Raw genomic sequence first — 19,223 nt, 5'->3', positions numbered from 1 at the left:
CACGAGCCCACGGAGCAGCATTGGCACGCAAGATCGGCAGCCGGTACACCGTCCACCAGGTGATCGGCCGCGGCTCGGCCGGCACCGTGTGGCTCGGCGAGGGCCCCGACGGCCCGGTCGCGGTGAAGCTGCTGCGCGAGGACCTCGCGGCCGACCAGGTGCTGGTCGGCCGGTTCGTCCAGGAGCGCGCCGCCCTCACCGGCCTCGACCACCCGCACGTGGTCGGCGTCCACGACATGGTGGTCGACGGCAGCGACCTCGCCCTGGTGATGGACCTGGTCCAGGGCAGCGACCTGCGCACCCGGCTGGAGCGCGACGGCGTGCTCAGCCCGGCCGTCGCCGCCGCGGTGATCGCCGACGTCGCCGACGGCCTGGCCGCCGCGCACGCCGCCGGCATCGTGCACCGCGACGTCAAGCCGGAGAACGTCCTGCTCGACCTCGCCGCCCCGCCCGGCCCCGGCGGCGCCCCGCGCGCCAAGCTCACCGACTTCGGCATCGCCCGCCTGGTCGACGCCCCCCGCCGCACCCGCGCCACCCGGATCATCGGCACCCCCGACTACCTCGCCCCCGAGATCATCGAGGGCCTGGAGCCGCGCGCCGCCGTCGACATCTACGCCACCGCCACCGTGCTGTACGAACTGCTCACTGGCACCACCCCGTTCGGCGGCGGCCACACCGGCGCGGTGCTGCGCCGGCACGTCACCGAGAACGTCCCCCCGGTCGAGGGCATGCCGGACGGCCTGTGGCGGATCATCTCCGAGTGCCTGGCCAAGGCCCCCGCCTCCCGGCTGCGCGCCGCCGAACTCGCCGCCCGGCTGCGCGAGCTGCTCCCCGAACTGGCCGGCCTCGGCCCGCTCGCGGTGCCCGCCCAGCGCGGCGCCCCCGAGGAGGTGCCCACCCCCGGCGAGGCGGTCTACGCCGAGGCCGACGCCTTCGCCGGCAGCGGCACCCACCGCCGCCGCCGCGGCCCCGCCGTCCCGCTGGTGCCCGGGCCGCAGCCCGACTCCACCCGGGACACCCACACCAGCCTGCGCCGCCCCTCCGCCCGGGAGCTCGCCTCCTACGCCGAGGAGTCCCGCGCCCAGCGCGAGCGGCCCGCCGCCGCCCACCGCCGCACCCGGGCCCAGATGATCCGCCGCCGCCGCACGCTGGCCGTGCTGATCGCCGTCGTCCTGCTGCTGGCCGGCGCCGCCGCCGCGTGGACGGCGTTCGCCGCCGAGCCCCCCGCGGGCGCCTCCGCGGCGGTGCACACCCCCTGGTACCCCCGGTTGTAGCCGAGCCCCCCCGCGGAACCATTACCCTGGACGCGTGGCAGCCGTCGATCCTTCCGAAGAGCTCAAGAACCTCGACTCGACCATGTCGTCGATCGAGGCAGTCCTCGACCTGGACAAGATCCGGGCCGACATCGCAACCCTGGAGGAGGAGGCAGCCGCCCCCACCCTGTGGGACGACGTCGCGAACGCGCAGAAGGTCACCAGCCGGCTCTCCTTCCTCCAGGGCGAGCTGCGCAAGGTCGAGACCCTGCGCGGCCGGGTCGAGGACCTGGGCGTCCTGTTCGAACTCGCCGAGGCCGAGGACGACGCGGACACCCGCGCCGAGGCCGAGGTCGAGCTGGTCTCCGTGCAGAAGGCCGTGGAGGAGCTGGAGGTCCGCACCCTGCTCTCCGGCGAGTACGACGCCCGCGAGGCCCTGGTCAACATCCGGGCCGAAGCGGGCGGCGTCGACGCCGCGGACTTCGCCGAGCAGCTGATGCGGATGTACCTGCGCTGGGCCGAGCGGCACGGCTACCCGACCGAGGTCTACGACACCTCGTACGCCGAAGAGGCCGGCATCAAGTCCGCGACCTTCACCATCAAGGCCCCCTACGCCTACGGCACCCTCTCCGTCGAGCAGGGCACGCACCGCCTGGTGCGCATCTCCCCGTTCGACAACCAGGGCCGCCGCCAGACCTCCTTCGCGGGCGTCGAGGTGCTCCCCGTCGTCGAGACCTCCGACCACGTCGACATCGACGAGGGCGACCTGCGGATCGACGTCTACCGCGCCTCCGGCCCCGGCGGCCAGGGCGTCAACACCACCGACTCCGCCGTCCGGATCACCCACCTGCCCACCGGCATCGTGGTCTCCTGCCAGAACGAGCGCTCCCAGATCCAGAACAAGGCCTCGGCGATGAACGTCCTCCAGGCCAAGCTGCTGGAGCGCCGCCGCCAGGAGGAGCGCGCCGCGATGGACGCCCTCAAGGACGGCGGCTCGTCCTGGGGCAACCAGATGCGCTCCTACGTCCTGCACCCGTACCAGATGGTCAAGGACCTGCGCACCGAGCACGAGGTCGGCAACCCGCAGGGCGTGCTGGACGGGGACATCGACGGCTTCATCGAGGCCGGCATCCGGTGGCGCAAGCAGCGCGAGAGCTGATCGCGCGCGGGCACGCACGGTGAAGGGCCCCTCCGCCTCGGCGGAGGGGCCCTTCGTGGTTCCTCGGGTCAGTGCAGCAGCAGGGCCAGGGTGAGCACCGCGGCGAACAGCAGGGCCAGCAGCACCGCGGGATTGAGCGTCGCGAACGGCCCGTGCTGCTCCTGCTGGAGCCGGGCGCGGTTGGCGCGGCACACCGGGCAGCGGCCGTCGCTCACGCGGCCGTTGCAGTTGGCGCACACCAGTTGGTCGCAGGTCATGCGATCTCCTCCTTGCTGCATAGCCAACGCGCCGGAGGCGGATTCGGTTCCGACTGCCTACCACTCTGCCAGGTTCCTTACCCCTCGGCCCCCGGAGCGGAAGGGTTATCGATCTGTGACGTACCTCGCAATTTCCGGTCCGAACCGGAACAACACCTGACGAAACCACGGTCAGTAGGCGTCCGGCGACTGCGGGTGCGGAGGGGCATCGCGTAAGGTCACTGGCTCCGATCCACCTAGGATGGCCCCCGTGATGCAGCCGTGATCAGATTCGACAACGTCTCCAAGACCTATCCCAAGCAGAACCGTCCGGCCCTGGACAACGTCTCGCTGGAGATCGAGAAGGGCGAGTTCGTCTTCCTGGTCGGTTCGTCGGGTTCCGGCAAGTCGACGTTCCTGCGCCTGTGCCTGCGCGAGGAGCGCCCGTCCACCGGCGACGTGCACGTGCTGGGCAAGGACCTGGGCAAGCTCTCCAACTGGAAGGTGCCGCACATGCGGCGCCAACTGGGCACCGTCTTCCAGGACTTCCGCCTGCTGCCGAACAAGACCGTGGGGCAGAACGTGGCGTTCGCCCTGGAGGTCATCGGCAAGCCGAAGAGCGCCATCAACAAGGTGGTGCCCGAGGTGCTCGACCTGGTCGGCCTCGGTGGCAAGGAGGGCCGGATGCCCGGCGAGCTGTCGGGTGGTGAGCAGCAGCGCGTGGCCATCGCCCGCGCGTTCGTGAACCGGCCGATGCTGCTGATCGCCGACGAGCCCACCGGCAACCTCGACCCGCAGAACTCGGTCGGCATCATGAAGCTGCTCGACCGCATCAACCGGACCGGCACCACCGTGCTGATGGCGACCCACGACCAGGCGATCGTCGACCAGATGCGCAAGCGCGTCATCGAGCTCGACAAGGGCCTGCTGGTCCGCGACCAGGCCCGCGGCGTCTACGGCTACCAGAGCTAGAAGAGAGAAGCATGCGCGCCCAGTTCGTCCTGTCGGAGATCGGCGTCGGTCTCCGCCGCAACCTGACCATGACCATCGCCGTCGTGGTCAGTGTCGCGCTCTCGCTCGCCCTCGCCGGTGCCTCGCTGCTCGTCCGCGACCAGGTCAACTCCATGAAGGACTACTGGTACGACAAGGTCGAAGTCAGCATCTACTTCTGCATCAAGGCGGACCACAACTCGCCGCAGTGCTCGGCGGGTGCGGCCACCGACGACCAGGTCGCGCAGGTGAAGGCCGACCTGGACAAGATGACGCCGCTGGTGCAGAGCTCGACCTACGAGTCCTCCCAGGAGGCGTACAAGCACTTCAAGGAGAGCAACCCGGACAACCCGCTGCTGGCGGCGGTCGGCCCGGACGCGATGCCGCAGTCCTGGCGGGTCAAGCTGAACGACCCGACCAAGTTCGACGTGATCCAGAGCGCCTTCGCGGGCAAGCCGGGCGTCAAGTCGGTCGACGACCAGCGCAAGATCCTGGAGAACCTGTTCGGCCTGCTGCGCGGCCTGCAGACCGCGGCGTTCGTGATCATGGTGCTGATGCTGTTCGTCGCGCTCCTGCTGATCGTCAACACCGTCCGGGTGTCCGCGTTCAGCCGACGGCGCGAGACGGGCATCATGCGCCTGGTCGGTGCCTCCAACTTCTACGTGCAGATGCCGTTCATCGCGGAGGCCGCGTTCGCCGCGCTGCTCGGCTCGGTGCTGGCCTCCGGACTGCTGATCGGCGGGCACTTCTTCGTGCACGGGTGGCTGGCGAAGAAGGTCGGCTTCATCACCTTCATCGGCCTGTCCTCGGTGCTGGCGGTCATCCCGCTGCTGGTGGTGGTCGGTATGGGCATGGCGGCGATCGCCGCGTTCTTCACCCTCCGCAAGTACCTGAAGGTCTGACGCACCGTCGGTGCTACCGGTCGGCGCGCCCGCCCGCCTAGACTCGACGGCATGCCGACAGCACCGCGGGTACGCCAGGGGATGACACTGGGCCTGGTGTTCGGCGCGGTGCTGTTCGCCGGAGCGGCCTCGGGGGCCTGGGGAGAGCCGGACGGCTCCTCCCGGGCCCCTTCGTCGTCCGACGCCGGGCCGCCCGCCGGAGACCTGACCGGGGCCGACCTGACCCCGCAGCAGGCCAGGCAGCTGGTCGGCGCCAGCGGCGACCGCTGGGCCGCCTACCTGAGCCCGCAGCAGTACGCGGACCTCACCGGCGGCCGGTACGCGGGCGTCGGGCTGAGCGTGGACCGGGAGGCCGGCGGGCCGACCCTGGTGGCCGAGGTGCTGCCGGACTCGCCCGCCGCCCGGGCCGGCATCGAGGCCGGCCAGCGGCTGGTCACCGTCGACGGGACGCCGGCCGAGCAGCTGCCGGTCACCGAGGTGGTCTCCCGGCTGCGCGGCGGGCCGGCCGGCAGCCCGGTCGCGGTCGGCCTCCGGGGCGGGGACGGGGACGGGCCGGTGCGCCAACTCACCCTCACCCGGGCCGAGCTGTCCACCCGCGAGGTCGAGGTCGACCACCCGGCGCCCGGGGTGGCCCGGATCGCCGTGCACGCCTTCACCGAGGGCGTCGGCGACCAGGTGCGGGCCGCCGCGGCCGGCGCCCGGGGCGTGGTGCTCGACCTGCGCGGCAACTCCGGCGGGCTGGTCGAGGAGGCCGTCGCCACCGCCTCGGTGTTCCTCGACGGCGGGCCGGTGGCCAGCTACCAGGTGCACGGCGAGCACCGCGAACTGACCGCCGCCGCGGGCGGGAACACCGCCGCCCCGCTGGTCGTGCTGGTCGACGGCGGCACCATGAGCGCCGCCGAACTGCTGGCCGGCGCGCTCCAGGACCGCTCCCGGGCCGTCCTGGTCGGCAGCCGCACCTTCGGCAAGGACACCGTCCAGCAGCCCAGCCGGCTGGCCGACGGCTCGGTGCTGGAGCTCACCGTCGGCCGCTACCAGACCCCGGCCGGCCGCTCCCCGGACGGCACCGGCTTCCAGCCCGACGTCCCGGCCGCCGGCGAGGACCCGGACGGGCTCGCCCTCCGGGTGCTGGACGGGCTGACCGGCTCCGCCCCGGCCGCGCCCGCCGCCTCCCGCGCCCCCGCGCCCGCCGGCGCCCCGGCCGCCTCCGGTGCGCTCGCCGCGCCGTAAAGGGGCTGCCGCGTTCGCCGCCGAGGTGCGAGAATGGCCGGGCTATGGCAAAGGAAACGGGCAAGAAGCTGGTCGCGCAGAACAAGAAGGCGCGGCACGAGTACACCATTCTCGACACCTACGAGTGCGGCATGGTGCTCACCGGCACCGAGGTCAAGTCGCTCCGCGAGGGCCGGGCCAACCTGGTCGACGGCTACGCGTACGTCCAGGGCGGTGAGGCCTGGATCGACAACGTCTTCATCCCCGAGTACGCCCAGGGCACCTGGACCAACCACTCGGCGCGGCGCAAGCGCAAGCTGCTGCTGCACAGGATGGAGATCCGCAAGATCGAGTCCAAGGTGAAGGAGACCGGCCACACGCTGGTCCCGCTGTCCCTGTACTTCAAGGACGGCCGCGCCAAGCTCGAACTGGCCCTCGCGGTCGGCAAGAAGCTGTACGACAAGCGGCAGACCCTGCGCGAGCGCCAGGACCGCCGCGAGTCGGACCGCGCGGTGGCGGCCGCCCGCCGCCGCTCCGGCCAGGGCTGAACCGCCGCCGACGGTTAATGCGCTGGACCCTTGACGGGCCGGTTGAGTACTATGGCAGCACATCACCCGGAGGGCGGTCCGCCTCCCGCCGGAGCTGTTTGTCAAAAAAACATGGGGATGATCGGTTTCGACAGTGACAGTCGAAACAGGAGAAGCGAGCCGAGGAACGCGGCAATGATCTCGTTAACCATCTGTCGCAAAAAAATAATCGCCAACTCTAAGCGCGATTCCCAGCAGTTCGCTCTCGCAGCCTGATCTGCGAAAGTGAATGGGTGTCAGCCCGGGGCGTTCCCGACCCGGATCCTGGCATAATCTAGGGAACTCAACCTTCCACCCCGGTCGCGGGGGTGGCGGGGAAACCAAACAGTGACTGGGCCTGTTGGCGGCTTGTCCGCGTGACCGCCAGGGCCGAGAAAATCACAGCGGACTGCGCTCGGAGAAGTCCTGAATCCACTTCACTGGACCCGGGTTCGATTCCCGGCATCTCCACCACCCCATGTGCACCGCAGAGCCGCCCTCCTCCCCGGAGGGCGGCTCTCGTGCGTTCCGGCGCCTCACACACCCGGCCCGTGGCGGGTGAGAGGACGGTTCCGCACCCTTCACACCGCACAACGAACCCGAAATCGTGGGCTCCTAGCGTCATGGGCACAGGGGTTGAGACACCCCCACTCGAAGGAGCGAGCCCATGGACGGCACCACGACGAACGGCAGGACGGGCGGCCGCTGGATCCAGCACTGGGACCCGGAGGACACCGCGTTCTGGGAGGCCACCGGCCGCCGGACCGCCCGGCGCAACCTCGCCTTCTCGGTGCTCTCCGAGCACATCGGCTTCTCGATCTGGAGCCTGTGGTCGGTGATGGTGCTCTTCATGGGCAAGGACTACGGCATCGACCCGGCCGGGAAGTTCTTCCTGGTCGCGATGCCCACCCTGGTCGGCGCCTTCGTCCGGATCCCCTACACCGTCGCGGTGGCCCGCTTCGGCGGCCGGAACTGGACGGTGGTCTCCGCGCTGCTGCTGCTCCTGCCGACCCTCACCGCCGCGTACGTCATGCACCCCGGCACCTCGTACACCACCTTCATGCTGGTCGCGGCGCTCACCGGCTTCGGCGGCGGCAACTTCGCCTCCTCGATGACCAACATCAACGCCTTCTACCCGGCCCGGCACAAGGGGTGGGCGCTCGGCCTCAACGCGGGCGGCGGCAACATCGGGGTGCCGGTGATCCAGCTGGTCTCGCTCGGCGTGATCGCCTGGGCCGGCGCCGGGCACCCCCGCCTGGTGCTGGGCATCTACCTGCCGCTGATCGTGGTCGCCGCGCTGTGCGCCGCCCTGTTCATGGACAACCTGGCCCCGATGAAGGCCGACACCGGCTCGCTCGCCGCGATCGTCCGGGAGAAGCACACCTGGCTGATGTCGGTGCTGTACGTCGGCACCTTCGGCTCCTTCATCGGCTTCTCCTTCGCCTTCGGCCTGGTGCTGCAGAACCAGTTCGGCCGCACCCCGCTGCAGGCCGCCCAGCTGACCTTCCTCGGCCCGCTGCTGGGCTCGGTGGTCCGGCCGCTGGGCGGGAAGCTCGCCGACCGGTTCGGCGGCGCCCGGATCACGCTGTGGAACTTCGCCGCGATGGCCGCCGCCGCGAGCGTCGTCACCTACGCCTCGTCGATCCGCTCGCTGCCGGTCTTCCTCACCGGCTTCGTCGCCCTGTTCGCCCTGGCCGGCCTCGGCAACGGCTCCACCTACAAGATGATCCCCGGCATCTTCGACGCCAAGGCCCAGGACCGGATCGCGGCCGGCGCCACCGCCGAGGACGCCGCCGCCTGGTCCCGCAAGATGTCCGGCGCGGCGATCGGCGTGATCGGCGCGGTCGGTGCCCTCGGCGGCCTGTTCATCAACCTCGCCTTCCGGCAGTCCTTCCTGGTCGCCAAGTCCGGCACCCCCGCCTTCGTCTCCTTCCTCGCCGCCTACGCGGTCTGCTTCCTCCTCACCTGGACGGTCTACCTCCGCCGCCCGGCCCCCGCCGCGGCCAGCACCGACACCCCCGCCCTCGCCCAGGTCTGAGACCGACCGGTCTGGACCACCGTCCCACCCCCGGGCCCGCCCTGACCGGCCGTGAAACACGCCGGTAATCGGAGCGACCCGGGGGTGACACCGCGACCGGCCACGATTGATCACCCACCCACCCGACCGACCGCCGCCCCCGTCCCCCGCCAGGACACCCGGGGCGGCGCACCTAAGGACGACACCGCATGGCCGACCCGACCCGACGCCTGCAGGACGAACCCGAGCCCGCCGAGAGCGGCCCGCTCGCCGGCTGGACCATCGGCATCACCGCCGCCCGCCGCGCCGACGAGCTCACCGCCCTGCTCCAGCGTCGCGGCGCGAGCGTGTTGCGCGCCCCCGCGCTGCGGATCGTGCCGCTCGCCGACGACACCGAACTGCACACCGCCACCCGCTCCCTGATCGCCGACCCGCCGGACCTGGCCGTCGCCACCACCGGCATCGGCTTCCGCGGCTGGCTGGAGGCCGCCGACGGCTGGGACCTCGGCGAGCAGCTGCGCGCCGCCCTCGGCCAGGCCTCGGTGCTCGCCCGCGGCCCCAAGGCCAAGGGCGCGATCCGGGCGGCCGGGCTGCGCGAGTCCTTCTCCGCCGCCACCGAGTCCTCCGCCGAGGTGCTCTCCCGCCTCCTCGACCGGGGCGTCGACGGCCGCCGGATCGCCGTCCAGCTGCACGGCGCCCCGCTGCCCGGCTTCGTCGAGTCGCTGCGCACCGCCGGCGCGGACGTCGTCGAGGTCCCGGTCTACCGCTGGCTCCCGCCCGCCGACCTCGCCCCGCTCGACCGCCTCCTCGACGCGACCTGCGCCGGCGCGCTCGACGCCGTCACCTTCACCTCCGCGCCCGCCGCGATCAGCCTCCTCGACCGGGCCGCGCAGCGCGGCCGCACCGCGGACCTGCTGCACGCCCTGCGCCGCGACGTCCTGGCGGTCTGCGTCGGCCCGGTCACCTCCGCCCCGTTCGACGAGCTCGACGTGCCCACCGTCTGGCCGGAGCGGATGCGGCTGGGCGCGATGGTCCAGACCCTCACCGCGGCCCTCCCCGAGCGGGCCCGCCGCCTCCCGGTGGCCGGCCACACCCTCGAACTGCGCGGCCAGGCCGCCCTGGTCGACGGCCGCCTGCGCCCCGTCCCCCCGGCCGGCATGGCCCTGCTGCGCACCCTCGCCCGCCACCCCGGCTGGGTCGTCCCGCGCGCCGACCTGCTCAAGGCCCTGCCGGGCAGCGGCGACGACGAGCACGCCGTCGAGACGGCGATGGCCCGCCTGCGCCAGGCGCTGGGCGCGCCGCGGCTGATCACCACCGTCGTCAAGCGCGGGTACCGGCTGACGCTGGACCACTGAGAGCAGGCCCGCCGGGGAGAGCACCGACAGGGGCTCGGGGAACGGCGAGGCCGTGGCTGCTGCGGGTTCACTGCCGTTGCGGGCATCTGCTTCGGGTTCCGTTGAAGACACGCAGCAGCACCGACACTTCGACGGGCTCCGGCCGTCAGCAGCATCGACTCGCCGTTCCCCGAGCCCCTGTCGGTGCATGCTCGGCTGCCGATGGTTCCCGGGCCCCTAAAAGCGCACCCCGTCGGCCGGAGAGGTGTCCGGTTCCCTGTAAGATCTTCCGTCCGCCTTTTTCTCCGCACCTTTGGGGGCTCCTTGGGCGCGCACGGTTCCGCCGAGCACCGATCCGACACTGTCCGCGACCGCGAGATCGCGGGGGAGCAGTCGCATCTCGACACCGTCTACCGGCGGTTGGAGGAGAAGCTGGCCGAGGCGGAGTACATCCTGGAGGACGCCGCCAAGCGGGTGCAGGTCGGCACGCCCGGCGCGCTCGCCGAACGGGACGCGCAGGTGTACCGGGCCGGGGCGCACCTGCAGCGGTTGAACAACGAGTTCGAGGACTTCCTGTTCGGGCGGATCGACCTCCAGCAGGCCGACGCGCCCGAGGAGCACGGCATCCCGTCCCAGACGCCGCTGGACCCGGCCGACCCGGCCGTCGCCGAGAGCCTGCACATCGGACGGCTGGGCGTGCTGGACGCCGAGTTCGGCCCGCTGGTGATCGACTGGCGGGCCCCGGCGGCCGCGCCGTTCTACCGGGCGACGCCGCTGGAGCCGGGCCGGGTGATCCGGCGGCGGGTGATCCGGTCGAAGGGCCGGAAGGTGATCGGCGTCGAGGACGACCTGCTCCGTCCCGACCTGGCGCCGACGCTGGGCGGCGAGGAGCTGGCCGTGGTCGGCGACGGCGCGCTGATGGCGACGCTGGGCCGGGCCCGCGGCCACTCGATGCGCGACATCGTCTCGTCCATCCAGAAGGAGCAGGACGAGGTGATCCGGGCCGCCGCGGCCGGCGCGACGCTGGTGACCGGCGGGCCCGGCACCGGCAAGACCGCGGTGGCGCTGCACCGGGCCGCGTTCCTGCTCTACCAGGACCGCCGCCGGTACGCGGGCGGCATCCTGGTGGTCAGCCCCACCCCGCTGCTGGTCTCGTACACCGAGGGCGTGCTGCCCTCGCTGGGCGAGGAGGGCCAGGTGGCGATCCGCGCGGTCGGCAGCCTGGTGGACGGCATCGAGGCGTCCCGGTACGACAGCCCCGAGGTGTCCCGGATCAAGGGCTCGGCGCGGATGGTGCAACTGCTGCGCCGGGCCGCCCGGGCGGCCCTGGAGCTGGGCGCGCCGACCGAGCTGCGGGTCTTCGCCCGGGGCCGGGCGCTGCGGCTGGACGCGGGCCGGCTGAAGGCGGTGCGCGGCCACGTGGTGGGCGGCGGCGGCACGCCGCTGAACCTGCTGCGCCCGCGGGCCCGTCGGCTGCTGCTGGACGCGCTGTGGTCGGAGGCGGTGCGCGACCTGCCGAAGCCGACCACGTACGCGGAGCGCGAGCAGCGCCAGGAGGAGCGCGAGTCCTTCGACGAGTACGTGTCCGACGAGGCCCCGTTCCTGGACTTCCTGGACGCCTGGTGGCCCGCCGTCACCCCGCGCCGGGTGCTGGCCACCCTCCGGCAGCACCGGCACACCAACCGGATCGCCCGCCGGGCGGTCACCCCGGAGGAGGCCCGGCTGCTCGCCGCGTCCTGGCGGCACCTGGACGAGCGCGGCGCGGGCGAGCTGTCGGCGCACGACGTGGCGCTGGTGGACGAGCTGCAGGTGCTGCTCGGCGAGCCCGCCCGCCCGAAGGTGCGCGAGGTGGACGCGGTGGACATGCTGACCGGCCTGGACGAGGTCACCACGTACGGCGAGCGGGCCTACCGCCAGCGCGAGCGGGTCCCGGAGGAGCGGCGCGAGTACGCGCACGTGATCGTGGACGAGGCGCAGGACCTGACGCCGATGCAGTGGCGGATGATCGGGCGCCGCTCCCGGATGGCGACCTGGACGATCGTCGGCGACCCGGCGCAGTCGTCCTGGCCGTTCCCGCAGGAGGCGCAGGCGGCGATGGACGAGGTGCTGGCGGGCAAGCCGCGCCGCCGGCACACGCTGACCGTGAACTACCGCAACCCGGCGGAGATCGCCGAGGTGGCGGCGAAGGTGCTGGAGCTGGCCGCGCCGGGCACCCCGTCGCCGAGCGCGGTGCGGGCCACCGGCGCGCACCCGCGGTTCGCCGCGGTCCGCGAGCCGGACCCGGCGGCGTTCGGGGCGGCCGCCCGGGCGGAGCTGGAGCGGCTGCTGGCCGAGGTGGACGGCACCGTCGCGGTGGTGGTCCCGATGGACCGCCGGGCCGAGGCGGCGGGCTGGACCGCCGGGCTGGGCGACCGGGTGGTGGCGCTGGGCAGCCTGGAGGCGAAGGGCCTGGAGTACGACGCCACGGTGGTGGCCGACCCGACCGGCATCGCGGGCGAGTCGGAGGCGGGCCTGCGGGTGCTGTACGTGGCGCTGACCCGGGCCACCCAGCGGCTGACGGTGCTCTCCGGCCCGGACGACCTGCCGGACGCCGCGGGCGTGCCCGCGCTGCTGAAGTAGGCCCGGTGCAGTAGGCCCGGACAGCACGGAGGCCCCCACCCGTCGGGTGGGGGCCTCCGCCACGTTGAACACCGACCCGCCATGCTCGCCTCGCGGCAAGTGGTCCCTCGAAGGGACGAAGGTTGGGCCCGGGGGCTTGGATCGAGCCGGTGCCGTTCCAATGTAACGCATCCGCGCGGACGGGCAAGGAGATCGAGGTCCGGGCCGGTCGGTTTGTCGGATCCGCACACTCGATGCACGTTATTTCTGGCGGGCCCTTGGTCGGTGCGACCATCGAGGTCTAGCATGCCGAGCGGCATGAACTTCAACACTTTGTTGATTCAGGAAGAAGGAACGTCGATGGCGACGGTGCCCAGTGTCTCGAACTCGATCACTGTCCGGTTGGAGGTCCCGGCCACCGGCAACGCGGTGAGCTCGATCACCACCGCGGTGGAGTCCTCCGGCGGTTCGGTCACCGGTCTCGACGTCACGGCCTCCGGCCTGGAGGCGCTGCGGATCGACGTCACCGTGGCGGCGTCCTCGGTCGCGCACGGCCAGGAGATCGTCGAGAAGCTGCGCACCATCGACGGCGTCAGCATCGGCAAGGTCTCCGACCGCACCTTCCTGATGCACCTCGGCGGCAAGATCGAGATGTCCTCGAAGCTGCCGATCCGCAACCGCGACGACCTGAGCATGATCTACACCCCGGGCGTGGCCCGGGTCTGCATGGCGATCGCGGAGAACCCGGAGGACGCCCGCCGGCTGACCATCAAGCGCAACAGCGTCGCGGTGGTCACCGACGGCTCGGCGGTGCTGGGCCTGGGCAACATCGGCCCGAAGGCCGCACTGCCGGTGATGGAGGGCAAGGCGGCCCTGTTCAAGCGGTTCGCGGGCATCGACGCCTGGCCGCTGTGCCTGGACACCCAGGACGCCGACGAGATCGTGGCGATCGTCAAGGCGATCGCGCCGGGCTTCGCGGGCATCAACCTGGAGGACATCTCGGCGCCGCGCTGCTTCGAGATCGAGGCCCGGCTGCGCGAGGCGCTGGACATCCCGGTGTTCCACGACGACCAGCACGGCACCGCGATCGTGGTGCTGGCCGCGCTGACCAACGCGCTGAAGGTGGTCGGCAAGGAGATCGGCGAGATCCGGGTGGTGATGAGCGGCGCCGGCGCCGCGGGCACCGCGATCCTCAAGCTGCTGATGGCGGCCGGCGTCGCGCACGCCACCGTGGCGGACGTCCGGGGCGTGGTCCACCAGGGCCGCGACGACCTGGACGGCAGCCTGCGCTGGATCGCCGAGAACACCAACCGCTCCGGCCGCACCGGCACCCTCAAGGAGGCGGTGGCCGACGCCGACGTGTTCATCGGCGTCTCCGCCCCGAACGTGCTGGACGGCGACGACCTGGCCACCATGGCCAAGGACGCGATCGTCTTCGCGCTGGCCAACCCCGACCCGGAGGTCGACCCGGCGGTGGCCCGGCAGACCGCCGCGGTGGTCGCCACCGGCCGCAGCGACTTCCCCAACCAGATCAACAACGTGCTGGTCTTCCCGGGCGTCTTCCGCGGCCTGCTGGACGCGCAGAGCGCCGGGGTGGACACCGAGATGCTGCTGGCCGCCGCCCGGGCGCTGGCCACCACCGTCGCCGACGACGAGCTGAACCCGAACTACATCATCCCCAGCGTCTTCCACCCGGGCGTGGCCAAGACCGTCGCGGCCGCCGTCCGGGACGCCGCGGTGGCCGCCCGGGGCGGCGCCGAGGCGGCTCCGGAGAAGCCCACCGCGGGCATCGTCGGGACGCTCGACACCGGTGCTTTCCCGGCCGTTCAGCTCTGAGCCGCGCGGTTCCGGCGTCCCCGCGCGCGGCGGGGCGCCGGAGCCCTTGCGACACAAGGGCAAGGGGCGTGTTTGGGCTTGTCGGTGCCAGGGCGTACGGTAGCCCTGCGACGGGGAGGCGTGTCCGACAAGTACGGTACGTCCCCAGTTGCGCCACGGCGTGTCGTCCCGGCCGCCGCCCGCTCCGGCCACCGCCGGAGCCGACGGAGCGTCACACCTCCGTCCGGCGGGCGCTGTTCGGGTCAACCACGCCGGTTCCCGATTGGCTTTCTCAGTGCCGGTCGGGGCAGGATTCGTACCCAGGCGGGCAGTTTGCGGCGCTTCGCGGTGCGAGCCCGGCCCCTGACCACCCCTCGCCTGAACGAGCACCGTCGCGCGGACCGGCCATGCCTCCGCGCACGGCAGAGCAACAGACCACAGGAGTACACATGAACCGCAGTGAGCTGGTGGCCGCGCTGGCCGAGCGTGCCGAGGTGACCCGCAAGGACGCCGACGCCGTGCTGGCCGCCTTCGCCGAGATCACCGGCGAGGTCGTCGCCAAGGGCGACGAGAAGGTCACCATCCCCGGTTTCCTGACCTTCGAGCGCACCCTGCGCGCCGCCCGCACCGCCCGCAACCCGCAGACCGGCGAGCCGATCCAGATCGCCGAGGGCTACAGCGTCAAGGTGAGCGCCGGCTCGAAGCTGAAGGAAGCCGCGAAGGGCAAGTGACCCCCCGCAGCTGAACGAGCCGGTGGCCGGCCTCCCCCGCGGGGGAGGCCGGCCACCGGCTCGTTCGCGGGCCGCGCTCAGGCGGTCAGCTGGACCTCGGCCGCCGCCGGCAGCTCGATGTGCGCGCCCAGGTCGCGCAGCTTGTCCATGAAGTTCTCGTAGCCGCGGTTGATCAGGTCGATGCCGTGCACCGTCGAGGTGCCCTCGGCCGCCAGCGCCGCGATCAGGTACGAGAAGCCGCCGCGCAGGTCGGGGATGACCAGCTCGCCGCCCATCAGCTTGGACGGGCCGGAGACCACCGCGGAGTGCTTGAAGTTGCGCGCCCCGAACCGGCACGGGGTGCCGCCCAGGCACTCGCTGTAGAGCTGGATGTGCGCGCCCATCTGGTTCAGCGCGCCGGTGAAGCCCAGCCGCGACTCGTACACCGTCTCGTGCACGATGGACAGGCCGGCGGCCTGGGTCAGCGCGACCACCAGCGGCTGCTGCCAGTCGGTCTGGAAGCCCGGGTGCACGTCGGTCTCCAGGGCGATCGCCTTGAGCTCGCCGCCCGGGTGCCAGAACCGGATGCCCGCGTCGTCGATCTCGTAGGCGCCGCCGACCTTCCGGAAGGTGTTCAGGAAGGTCATCATCGGGATCTGCTCGGCGCCCCGGACGTAGATGTCGCCCTTGGTGGCCAGCGCCGCGCACGCCCAGGAGGCCGCTTCCAGGCGGTCCGGCAGCGCCCGGTGGGTGTAGCCGTCGAGCTCGTCCACGCCGGTGACCAGGATGGTGCGGTCGGTGCCCAGCGAGATGATCGCGCCCATCTTCTGCAGCACGCAGATCAGGTCGACGATCTCCGGCTCGATCGCGGCGTTGCGCAGCTCGGTGACGCCCTCGGCGAGCACCGCGGTCAGCAGCACCTGCTCGGTCGCGCCGACCGACGGGTACGGCAGCTCGATCTTGGTGCCGCGCAGCCGCTGGGTGGCGACCAGGTAGGTGCCCTGCGGGTGCTTCTCGATGGTCGCGCCGAACTGGCGCAGCACCTCGAAGTGGAAGTCGACCGGCCGGCCGCCGATGTCGCAGCCGCCCAGGCCCGGGATGAAGGCGTGGCCGAGGCGGTGCAGCAGCGGGCCGCAGAACAGGATCGGGATCCGCGAGGACCCGGCGTGCGCGTCGATGTCCGCGACGTTGGCGGACTCCACGTGCGAGGGGTCGAGGATCAGTTCGCCGTCCTCGTCGCCGGTGCGGACGGTGACCCCGTGCAGCTGCAACAGGCCGCGGACGACCTTGACGTCCCGGATGTCCGGCACGTTGCGCAGTCTGCTGGGGCCCTGGCCGAGCAGTGCGGCGACCATGGCCTTGGGGACCAGGTTCTTGGCGCCGCGGATCTGGATCTCGCCTTCGAGCGGGTTTCCGCCGTGGACCAGCAGGACGTCGTCGGTCATCGTTCTCGCAATCCGGGTGCGCAGGGGAGGTTTTCGGCTGCGGAGTTGGGGGAAGGGCCCTTCGCCACCACTAGATGGTAGGGGGTGGGCGATTGGTTGCGGTGTGCCCTAATGGTGATCATGCTGTAGGGGTGGCTCCACGGCACCGCCACTGGGCCGTCCGGGTGGCTCCCGGCGCAGCCGCCGGGTGTCCCGGAAAGGCCGGTACGGGGCATGATGTCAGACATGGAAGCGGCCCCCTCGCTCACCGGGCGACTGCTCGTGGCGACGCCCGTGCTGACCGACCCGAACTTCACCAGGTCGGTGGTCCTGCTGCTCGACCACGACGACCAGGGCGCGCTCGGAGTGGTCCTCAACCGGCCGACCCCGGTGGACGTCGCGGCGGTGCTGGACGGCTGGGCGCCGCTGGCGGGCGCCCCGGCGGTGCTCTTCCAGGGCGGCCCGGTGGCCCTGGACTCCGCGCTGGCCGTCGCCGTCGTCCCCGGCGAGGACCACAGCGCCGCGCCGCTCGGCTGGCGGCGGGTGCACGGCGCGATCGGGCTGGTCGACCTGGAGGCGCCGCCCGAGGTGCTGGCCGGGGTGCTCGGCGGGATGCGGGTGTTCGCCGGGTACTCGGGCTGGTCGCCCGGCCAACTGGAGGGCGAGATCGCCGAGGGCGCCTGGCACCTGGTCGACTGCGAGCCGGGGGACCTCTCCTGCACCGAGCCGGACCGGCTCTGGCGGGAGGTGCTGCGCCGCCAGCGCGGCCCGCTGGCGATGCTCGCCACCTACCCCGACGACCCGCTGCTGAACTGAGCCGCCGGGTCCGCTCCCGTGGTGGCCCGGTTCCGGGCGCCCCCCATAGACTTGGCACCCATGAGCACTCTTGAGCCCGAGCGCGGCCTCGGCACCGGCACCCTGGTCGAGCCCGTCCCGCAGACTTCGCACGGGGACGGCGACCACGAGCGCTTCGCCCACTACGTCCAGAAGGACAAGATCATGGAGAGCGCGCTCTCCGGGTCCCCCGTGGTGGCGCTGTGCGGCAAGGTCTGGGTGCCCGGGCGCGACCCGAAGAAGTACCCGGTCTGTCCGATGTGCAAGGAGATCTTCGACGGGCTGAACAACCCGGGCGGGGACGACAAGAAGGACTGACCTCGGGTCACCTGCGCAAACGCCCCCCAACTGGTCTATGCCAATAGGGGCGGTCCGGGGCAGGATGGGGCACATGGACCTCATCCCCGCCCCGTTGCACGTCCAGGCCGGCACCGACGCCCCGCCCTTCGTCCTGCACGCCGGCTCCCGGATCGCCGCCGCCCCCGGCACCGGCGCCGCCGCCCGCCGGCTGCGCGCCGAACTCTCCGCCGCCACCGGCTTCGACCTGGACCCGGCCCCGGCCGGCGAGGCGGGCGACCTGGTGCTGGAGCTCGACCCGGAGCTCGGCCCCGAGGAGTACCGGCTGAGCGCCGGCGCCGCCGCCGTCCGGCTCACCGGCGGCAGCGCCGCGGGCCTGGCGCACGCCGGGCAGACCCTGCGCCAGCTGCTCGGCCCCGACGCGTACCGCAGCGCCCCGCTGCCCGGCGCGAGCTGGACGGTGCCCGCGGTGGAGGTCCGCGACGCGCCCCGGTTCGGCTGGCGCGGCGCGATGCTGGACGTCTCCCGGCACTTCATGCCCAAGGCCGGGGTGCTGCGCTTCATCGACCAGCTCGCCGCCCACAAGCTCAACGTCCTGCACTTCCACCTGACCGACGACCAGGGCTGGCGGATCGAGATCAAGCGCTACCCCCGGCTCACCGAGGTCGGCGGCTGGCGCGAGCGCTCGATGGTCGGCTACCGGGCCGGCAACCGGCGCGACGACCAGCCGCACGGCGGCTTCTACACCCAGGACGACCTGCGCGAGATCGTCGCCTACGCGGCCGCCCGGCACATCACCGTCGTCCCCGAGATCGACCTGCCCGGCCACAACCAGGCCGCCATCGCCGCCTACCCCGAGCTCGGCAACACCGACGTGGTCGACACCGCCGCGCTCGGCCCCTGGACCGACTGGGGCGTCAGCGAGAACATCCTGAACCCCTCCGAGGCCACCCTGCGCTTCTACGAGGGCGTGCTGGAGGAGCTGCTGGAGATCTTCCCCTCCACCTTCGTGCACCTCGGCGGCGACGAGTGCCCCAAGGACCAGTGGAAGGCCAGCCCCGCCGCGCAGGCCCGGATCGCCGAACTCGGCCTGAAGGACGAGTTCGAGCTGCAGAGCCACGTCATCCGGCACTTCGACCGCTGGCTGGCCGAGCGCGGCCGCCGGCTGATCGGCTGGGACGAGATCCTGGAGGGCGGGCTCGCCCCCGGCGCCGCCGTCTCCTCCTGGCGCGGCTACGACGGCGGGATCGCCGCCGCGAACGCCGGGCACGACGTGGTGATGTGCCCCGAGCAGCACGTGTACCTCGACCACCGGCAGGCCGACGGCGACGACGAGCCGATCCCGGTCGGCTGGGTGCGCACGCTGGAGGACGTCTACCGCTTCGAGCCCGTCCCGCCGCAGCTCGACGAGGCCGCCGCCGCGCACGTCATCGGCACCCAGGCCAACCTGTGGACCGAGTTCATGTACACCGGCCGGGACGTCGACTACAAGGCCTTCCCGCGGCTGGCCGCGTTCGCCGAGGTCGCCTGGTCCGACCTCCCGCGCGACCCGGCCGAGCGCGACTGGGCGGGCTTCGAGCGCCGGATGGCCGGCCACTACCCGCGGCTGGACGCGCTCGGCATCGAGTACCGCCGCCCCGAGGGCCCGCGCCCCTGGCAGCGCAAGCCCGGCATCGTCGGGCGCCCGCTGGCCGGCCCGCCCGGACCGTCCGGCGAGAACACCGCCCCGTGAGCCCGCGGGGCCGGTGACGGAGAGTCAGGGAGAGGGAACTCCGGGCGAGGCCCGATCGTCGTGACCAGGTGAACGACCGATCACCCGGGACACGACCTGATCGCGGACGCGTCCGGAGTTGTCCCGAGTTGTTCGGACCTGTCCGCG

At 72.5% G+C, this 19,223-nt stretch carries 16 protein-coding genes and 1 other RNA gene; 15 read left to right on the top strand and 2 right to left on the bottom strand.

The window, feature by feature from the left end; all coding sequences use genetic code 11:
* Positions 1-20 precede the first annotated feature (20 nt).
* The gene (locus HUT16_RS12455; RefSeq protein WP_176188239.1) at positions 21-1,274 is read left to right on the top strand and encodes a serine/threonine-protein kinase; all 1,254 of its coding nucleotides are present in this window, start codon (positions 21-23) and stop codon (positions 1,272-1,274) included.
* A 34-nt stretch (positions 1,275-1,308) separates the two neighbouring features.
* A complete protein-coding gene (gene prfB / locus HUT16_RS12450) occupies positions 1,309-2,412 on the top strand; it encodes a peptide chain release factor 2 (RefSeq protein ID WP_176188237.1) in 1,104 nt (367 codons plus the stop codon).
* 68 nt (positions 2,413-2,480) lie between these two features.
* On the opposite strand, the gene HUT16_RS12445 is transcribed toward prfB, so the two are convergent.
* Positions 2,481-2,669, bottom strand: coding sequence for a hypothetical protein (locus HUT16_RS12445; protein ID WP_176188235.1), 189 nt, complete (start codon positions 2,667-2,669; stop codon positions 2,481-2,483).
* A 261-nt stretch (positions 2,670-2,930) separates the two neighbouring features.
* Between HUT16_RS12445 and ftsE the strand changes: the two genes are divergently transcribed.
* The 10 genes from ftsE (at position 2,931) to HUT16_RS12395 (ending at position 14,810) form a co-directional block, all read left to right on the top strand.
* Positions 2,931-3,620, top strand: a complete 690-nt coding sequence (ftsE, locus tag HUT16_RS12440; RefSeq protein ID WP_176188233.1) for a cell division ATP-binding protein FtsE — start codon at positions 2,931-2,933, stop codon at positions 3,618-3,620.
* A gap of 11 nt (positions 3,621-3,631) precedes the next feature.
* Positions 3,632-4,540, top strand: a complete 909-nt coding sequence (ftsX, locus tag HUT16_RS12435) for a permease-like cell division protein FtsX (RefSeq protein ID WP_176188231.1) — start codon at positions 3,632-3,634, stop codon at positions 4,538-4,540.
* A gap of 51 nt (positions 4,541-4,591) precedes the next feature.
* Positions 4,592-5,770 (top strand): S41 family peptidase, encoded by a 1,179-nt coding sequence (locus tag HUT16_RS12430; protein WP_176188229.1) that lies wholly within the window; start codon positions 4,592-4,594, stop codon positions 5,768-5,770.
* A gap of 44 nt (positions 5,771-5,814) precedes the next feature.
* On the top strand, positions 5,815-6,297 hold the full coding sequence (smpB, locus tag HUT16_RS12425; protein ID WP_176188227.1) for an SsrA-binding protein SmpB: 483 nt from the start codon (positions 5,815-5,817) through the stop codon (positions 6,295-6,297).
* 113 nt (positions 6,298-6,410) lie between these two features.
* Positions 6,411-6,789, top strand: a transfer-messenger RNA (tmRNA) gene (gene ssrA, locus HUT16_RS12420).
* A gap of 193 nt (positions 6,790-6,982) precedes the next feature.
* The gene (locus tag HUT16_RS12415) at positions 6,983-8,353 is read left to right on the top strand and encodes a NarK/NasA family nitrate transporter (protein WP_176188225.1); all 1,371 of its coding nucleotides are present in this window, start codon (positions 6,983-6,985) and stop codon (positions 8,351-8,353) included.
* Between the two features lie 188 nt (positions 8,354-8,541).
* Entirely contained in the window at positions 8,542-9,687 is a 1,146-nt protein-coding gene (locus tag HUT16_RS12410; RefSeq protein WP_176188223.1) for a uroporphyrinogen-III synthase, read from the top strand.
* A 303-nt stretch (positions 9,688-9,990) separates the two neighbouring features.
* Complete coding sequence (locus HUT16_RS12405) at positions 9,991-12,285, top strand: UvrD-helicase domain-containing protein (RefSeq protein WP_176188221.1); 2,295 nt, start codon at positions 9,991-9,993, stop codon at positions 12,283-12,285.
* A gap of 339 nt (positions 12,286-12,624) precedes the next feature.
* Complete coding sequence (locus HUT16_RS12400) at positions 12,625-14,100, top strand: NAD-dependent malic enzyme (protein ID WP_176188219.1); 1,476 nt, start codon at positions 12,625-12,627, stop codon at positions 14,098-14,100.
* Between the two features lie 428 nt (positions 14,101-14,528).
* On the top strand, positions 14,529-14,810 hold the full coding sequence (locus HUT16_RS12395) for an HU family DNA-binding protein (protein ID WP_030459611.1): 282 nt from the start codon (positions 14,529-14,531) through the stop codon (positions 14,808-14,810).
* 77 nt (positions 14,811-14,887) lie between these two features.
* On the opposite strand, the gene murA is transcribed toward HUT16_RS12395, so the two are convergent.
* Entirely contained in the window at positions 14,888-16,234 is a 1,347-nt protein-coding gene (gene murA, locus HUT16_RS12390) for a UDP-N-acetylglucosamine 1-carboxyvinyltransferase (protein WP_176188217.1), read from the bottom strand.
* Between the two features lie 225 nt (positions 16,235-16,459).
* Here murA and HUT16_RS12385 point away from each other — a divergent pair, with 225 nt between their 5' ends.
* The 3 genes from HUT16_RS12385 (at position 16,460) to HUT16_RS12375 (ending at position 19,076) form a co-directional block, all read left to right on the top strand.
* Positions 16,460-17,029: a YqgE/AlgH family protein gene (locus tag HUT16_RS12385; RefSeq protein WP_176188215.1), complete on the top strand. Its 570-nt coding sequence runs from the start codon at positions 16,460-16,462 to the stop codon at positions 17,027-17,029.
* A gap of 60 nt (positions 17,030-17,089) precedes the next feature.
* Positions 17,090-17,365, top strand: coding sequence for a DUF3039 domain-containing protein (locus HUT16_RS12380; RefSeq protein ID WP_030459614.1), 276 nt, complete (start codon positions 17,090-17,092; stop codon positions 17,363-17,365).
* Positions 17,366-17,438: 73 nt separating this feature from the next.
* The gene (locus tag HUT16_RS12375; RefSeq protein WP_176188213.1) at positions 17,439-19,076 is read left to right on the top strand and encodes a beta-N-acetylhexosaminidase; all 1,638 of its coding nucleotides are present in this window, start codon (positions 17,439-17,441) and stop codon (positions 19,074-19,076) included.
* Positions 19,077-19,223 lie beyond the last annotated feature (147 nt).

The organism is Kitasatospora sp. NA04385 (genome assembly GCF_013364235.1).
Classification (GTDB): domain Bacteria; phylum Actinomycetota; class Actinomycetes; order Streptomycetales; family Streptomycetaceae; genus Kitasatospora.
The sequence above is the reverse complement of the archived record's forward strand: the minus strand, read 5'-3'. Positions and strand labels throughout refer to the sequence as shown.

What these genes read in the sequence shown, in the direction of transcription:
- HUT16_RS12445 (WP_176188235.1), bottom strand. Translation starts at nt 2,669, where the DNA reads ATGACCTGCGACCAACTGGTGTGCGCCAACTGCAACGGCCGCGTGAGC.
- ftsX (WP_176188231.1), top strand. Translation starts at nt 3,632, where the DNA reads ATGCGCGCCCAGTTCGTCCTGTCGGAGATCGGCGTCGGTCTCCGCCGC.
- HUT16_RS12430 (WP_176188229.1), top strand. Translation starts at nt 4,592, where the DNA reads ATGCCGACAGCACCGCGGGTACGCCAGGGGATGACACTGGGCCTGGTG.
- smpB (WP_176188227.1), top strand. Translation starts at nt 5,815, where the DNA reads ATGGCAAAGGAAACGGGCAAGAAGCTGGTCGCGCAGAACAAGAAGGCG.
- HUT16_RS12415 (WP_176188225.1), top strand. Translation starts at nt 6,983, where the DNA reads ATGGACGGCACCACGACGAACGGCAGGACGGGCGGCCGCTGGATCCAG.
- HUT16_RS12410 (WP_176188223.1), top strand. Translation starts at nt 8,542, where the DNA reads ATGGCCGACCCGACCCGACGCCTGCAGGACGAACCCGAGCCCGCCGAG.
- HUT16_RS12400 (WP_176188219.1), top strand. Translation starts at nt 12,625, where the DNA reads ATGGCGACGGTGCCCAGTGTCTCGAACTCGATCACTGTCCGGTTGGAG.
- HUT16_RS12395 (WP_030459611.1), top strand. Translation starts at nt 14,529, where the DNA reads ATGAACCGCAGTGAGCTGGTGGCCGCGCTGGCCGAGCGTGCCGAGGTG.
- murA (WP_176188217.1), bottom strand. Translation starts at nt 16,234, where the DNA reads ATGACCGACGACGTCCTGCTGGTCCACGGCGGAAACCCGCTCGAAGGC.
- HUT16_RS12385 (WP_176188215.1), top strand. Translation starts at nt 16,460, where the DNA reads ATGGAAGCGGCCCCCTCGCTCACCGGGCGACTGCTCGTGGCGACGCCC.
- HUT16_RS12380 (WP_030459614.1), top strand. Translation starts at nt 17,090, where the DNA reads ATGAGCACTCTTGAGCCCGAGCGCGGCCTCGGCACCGGCACCCTGGTC.
- HUT16_RS12375 (WP_176188213.1), top strand. Translation starts at nt 17,439, where the DNA reads ATGGACCTCATCCCCGCCCCGTTGCACGTCCAGGCCGGCACCGACGCC.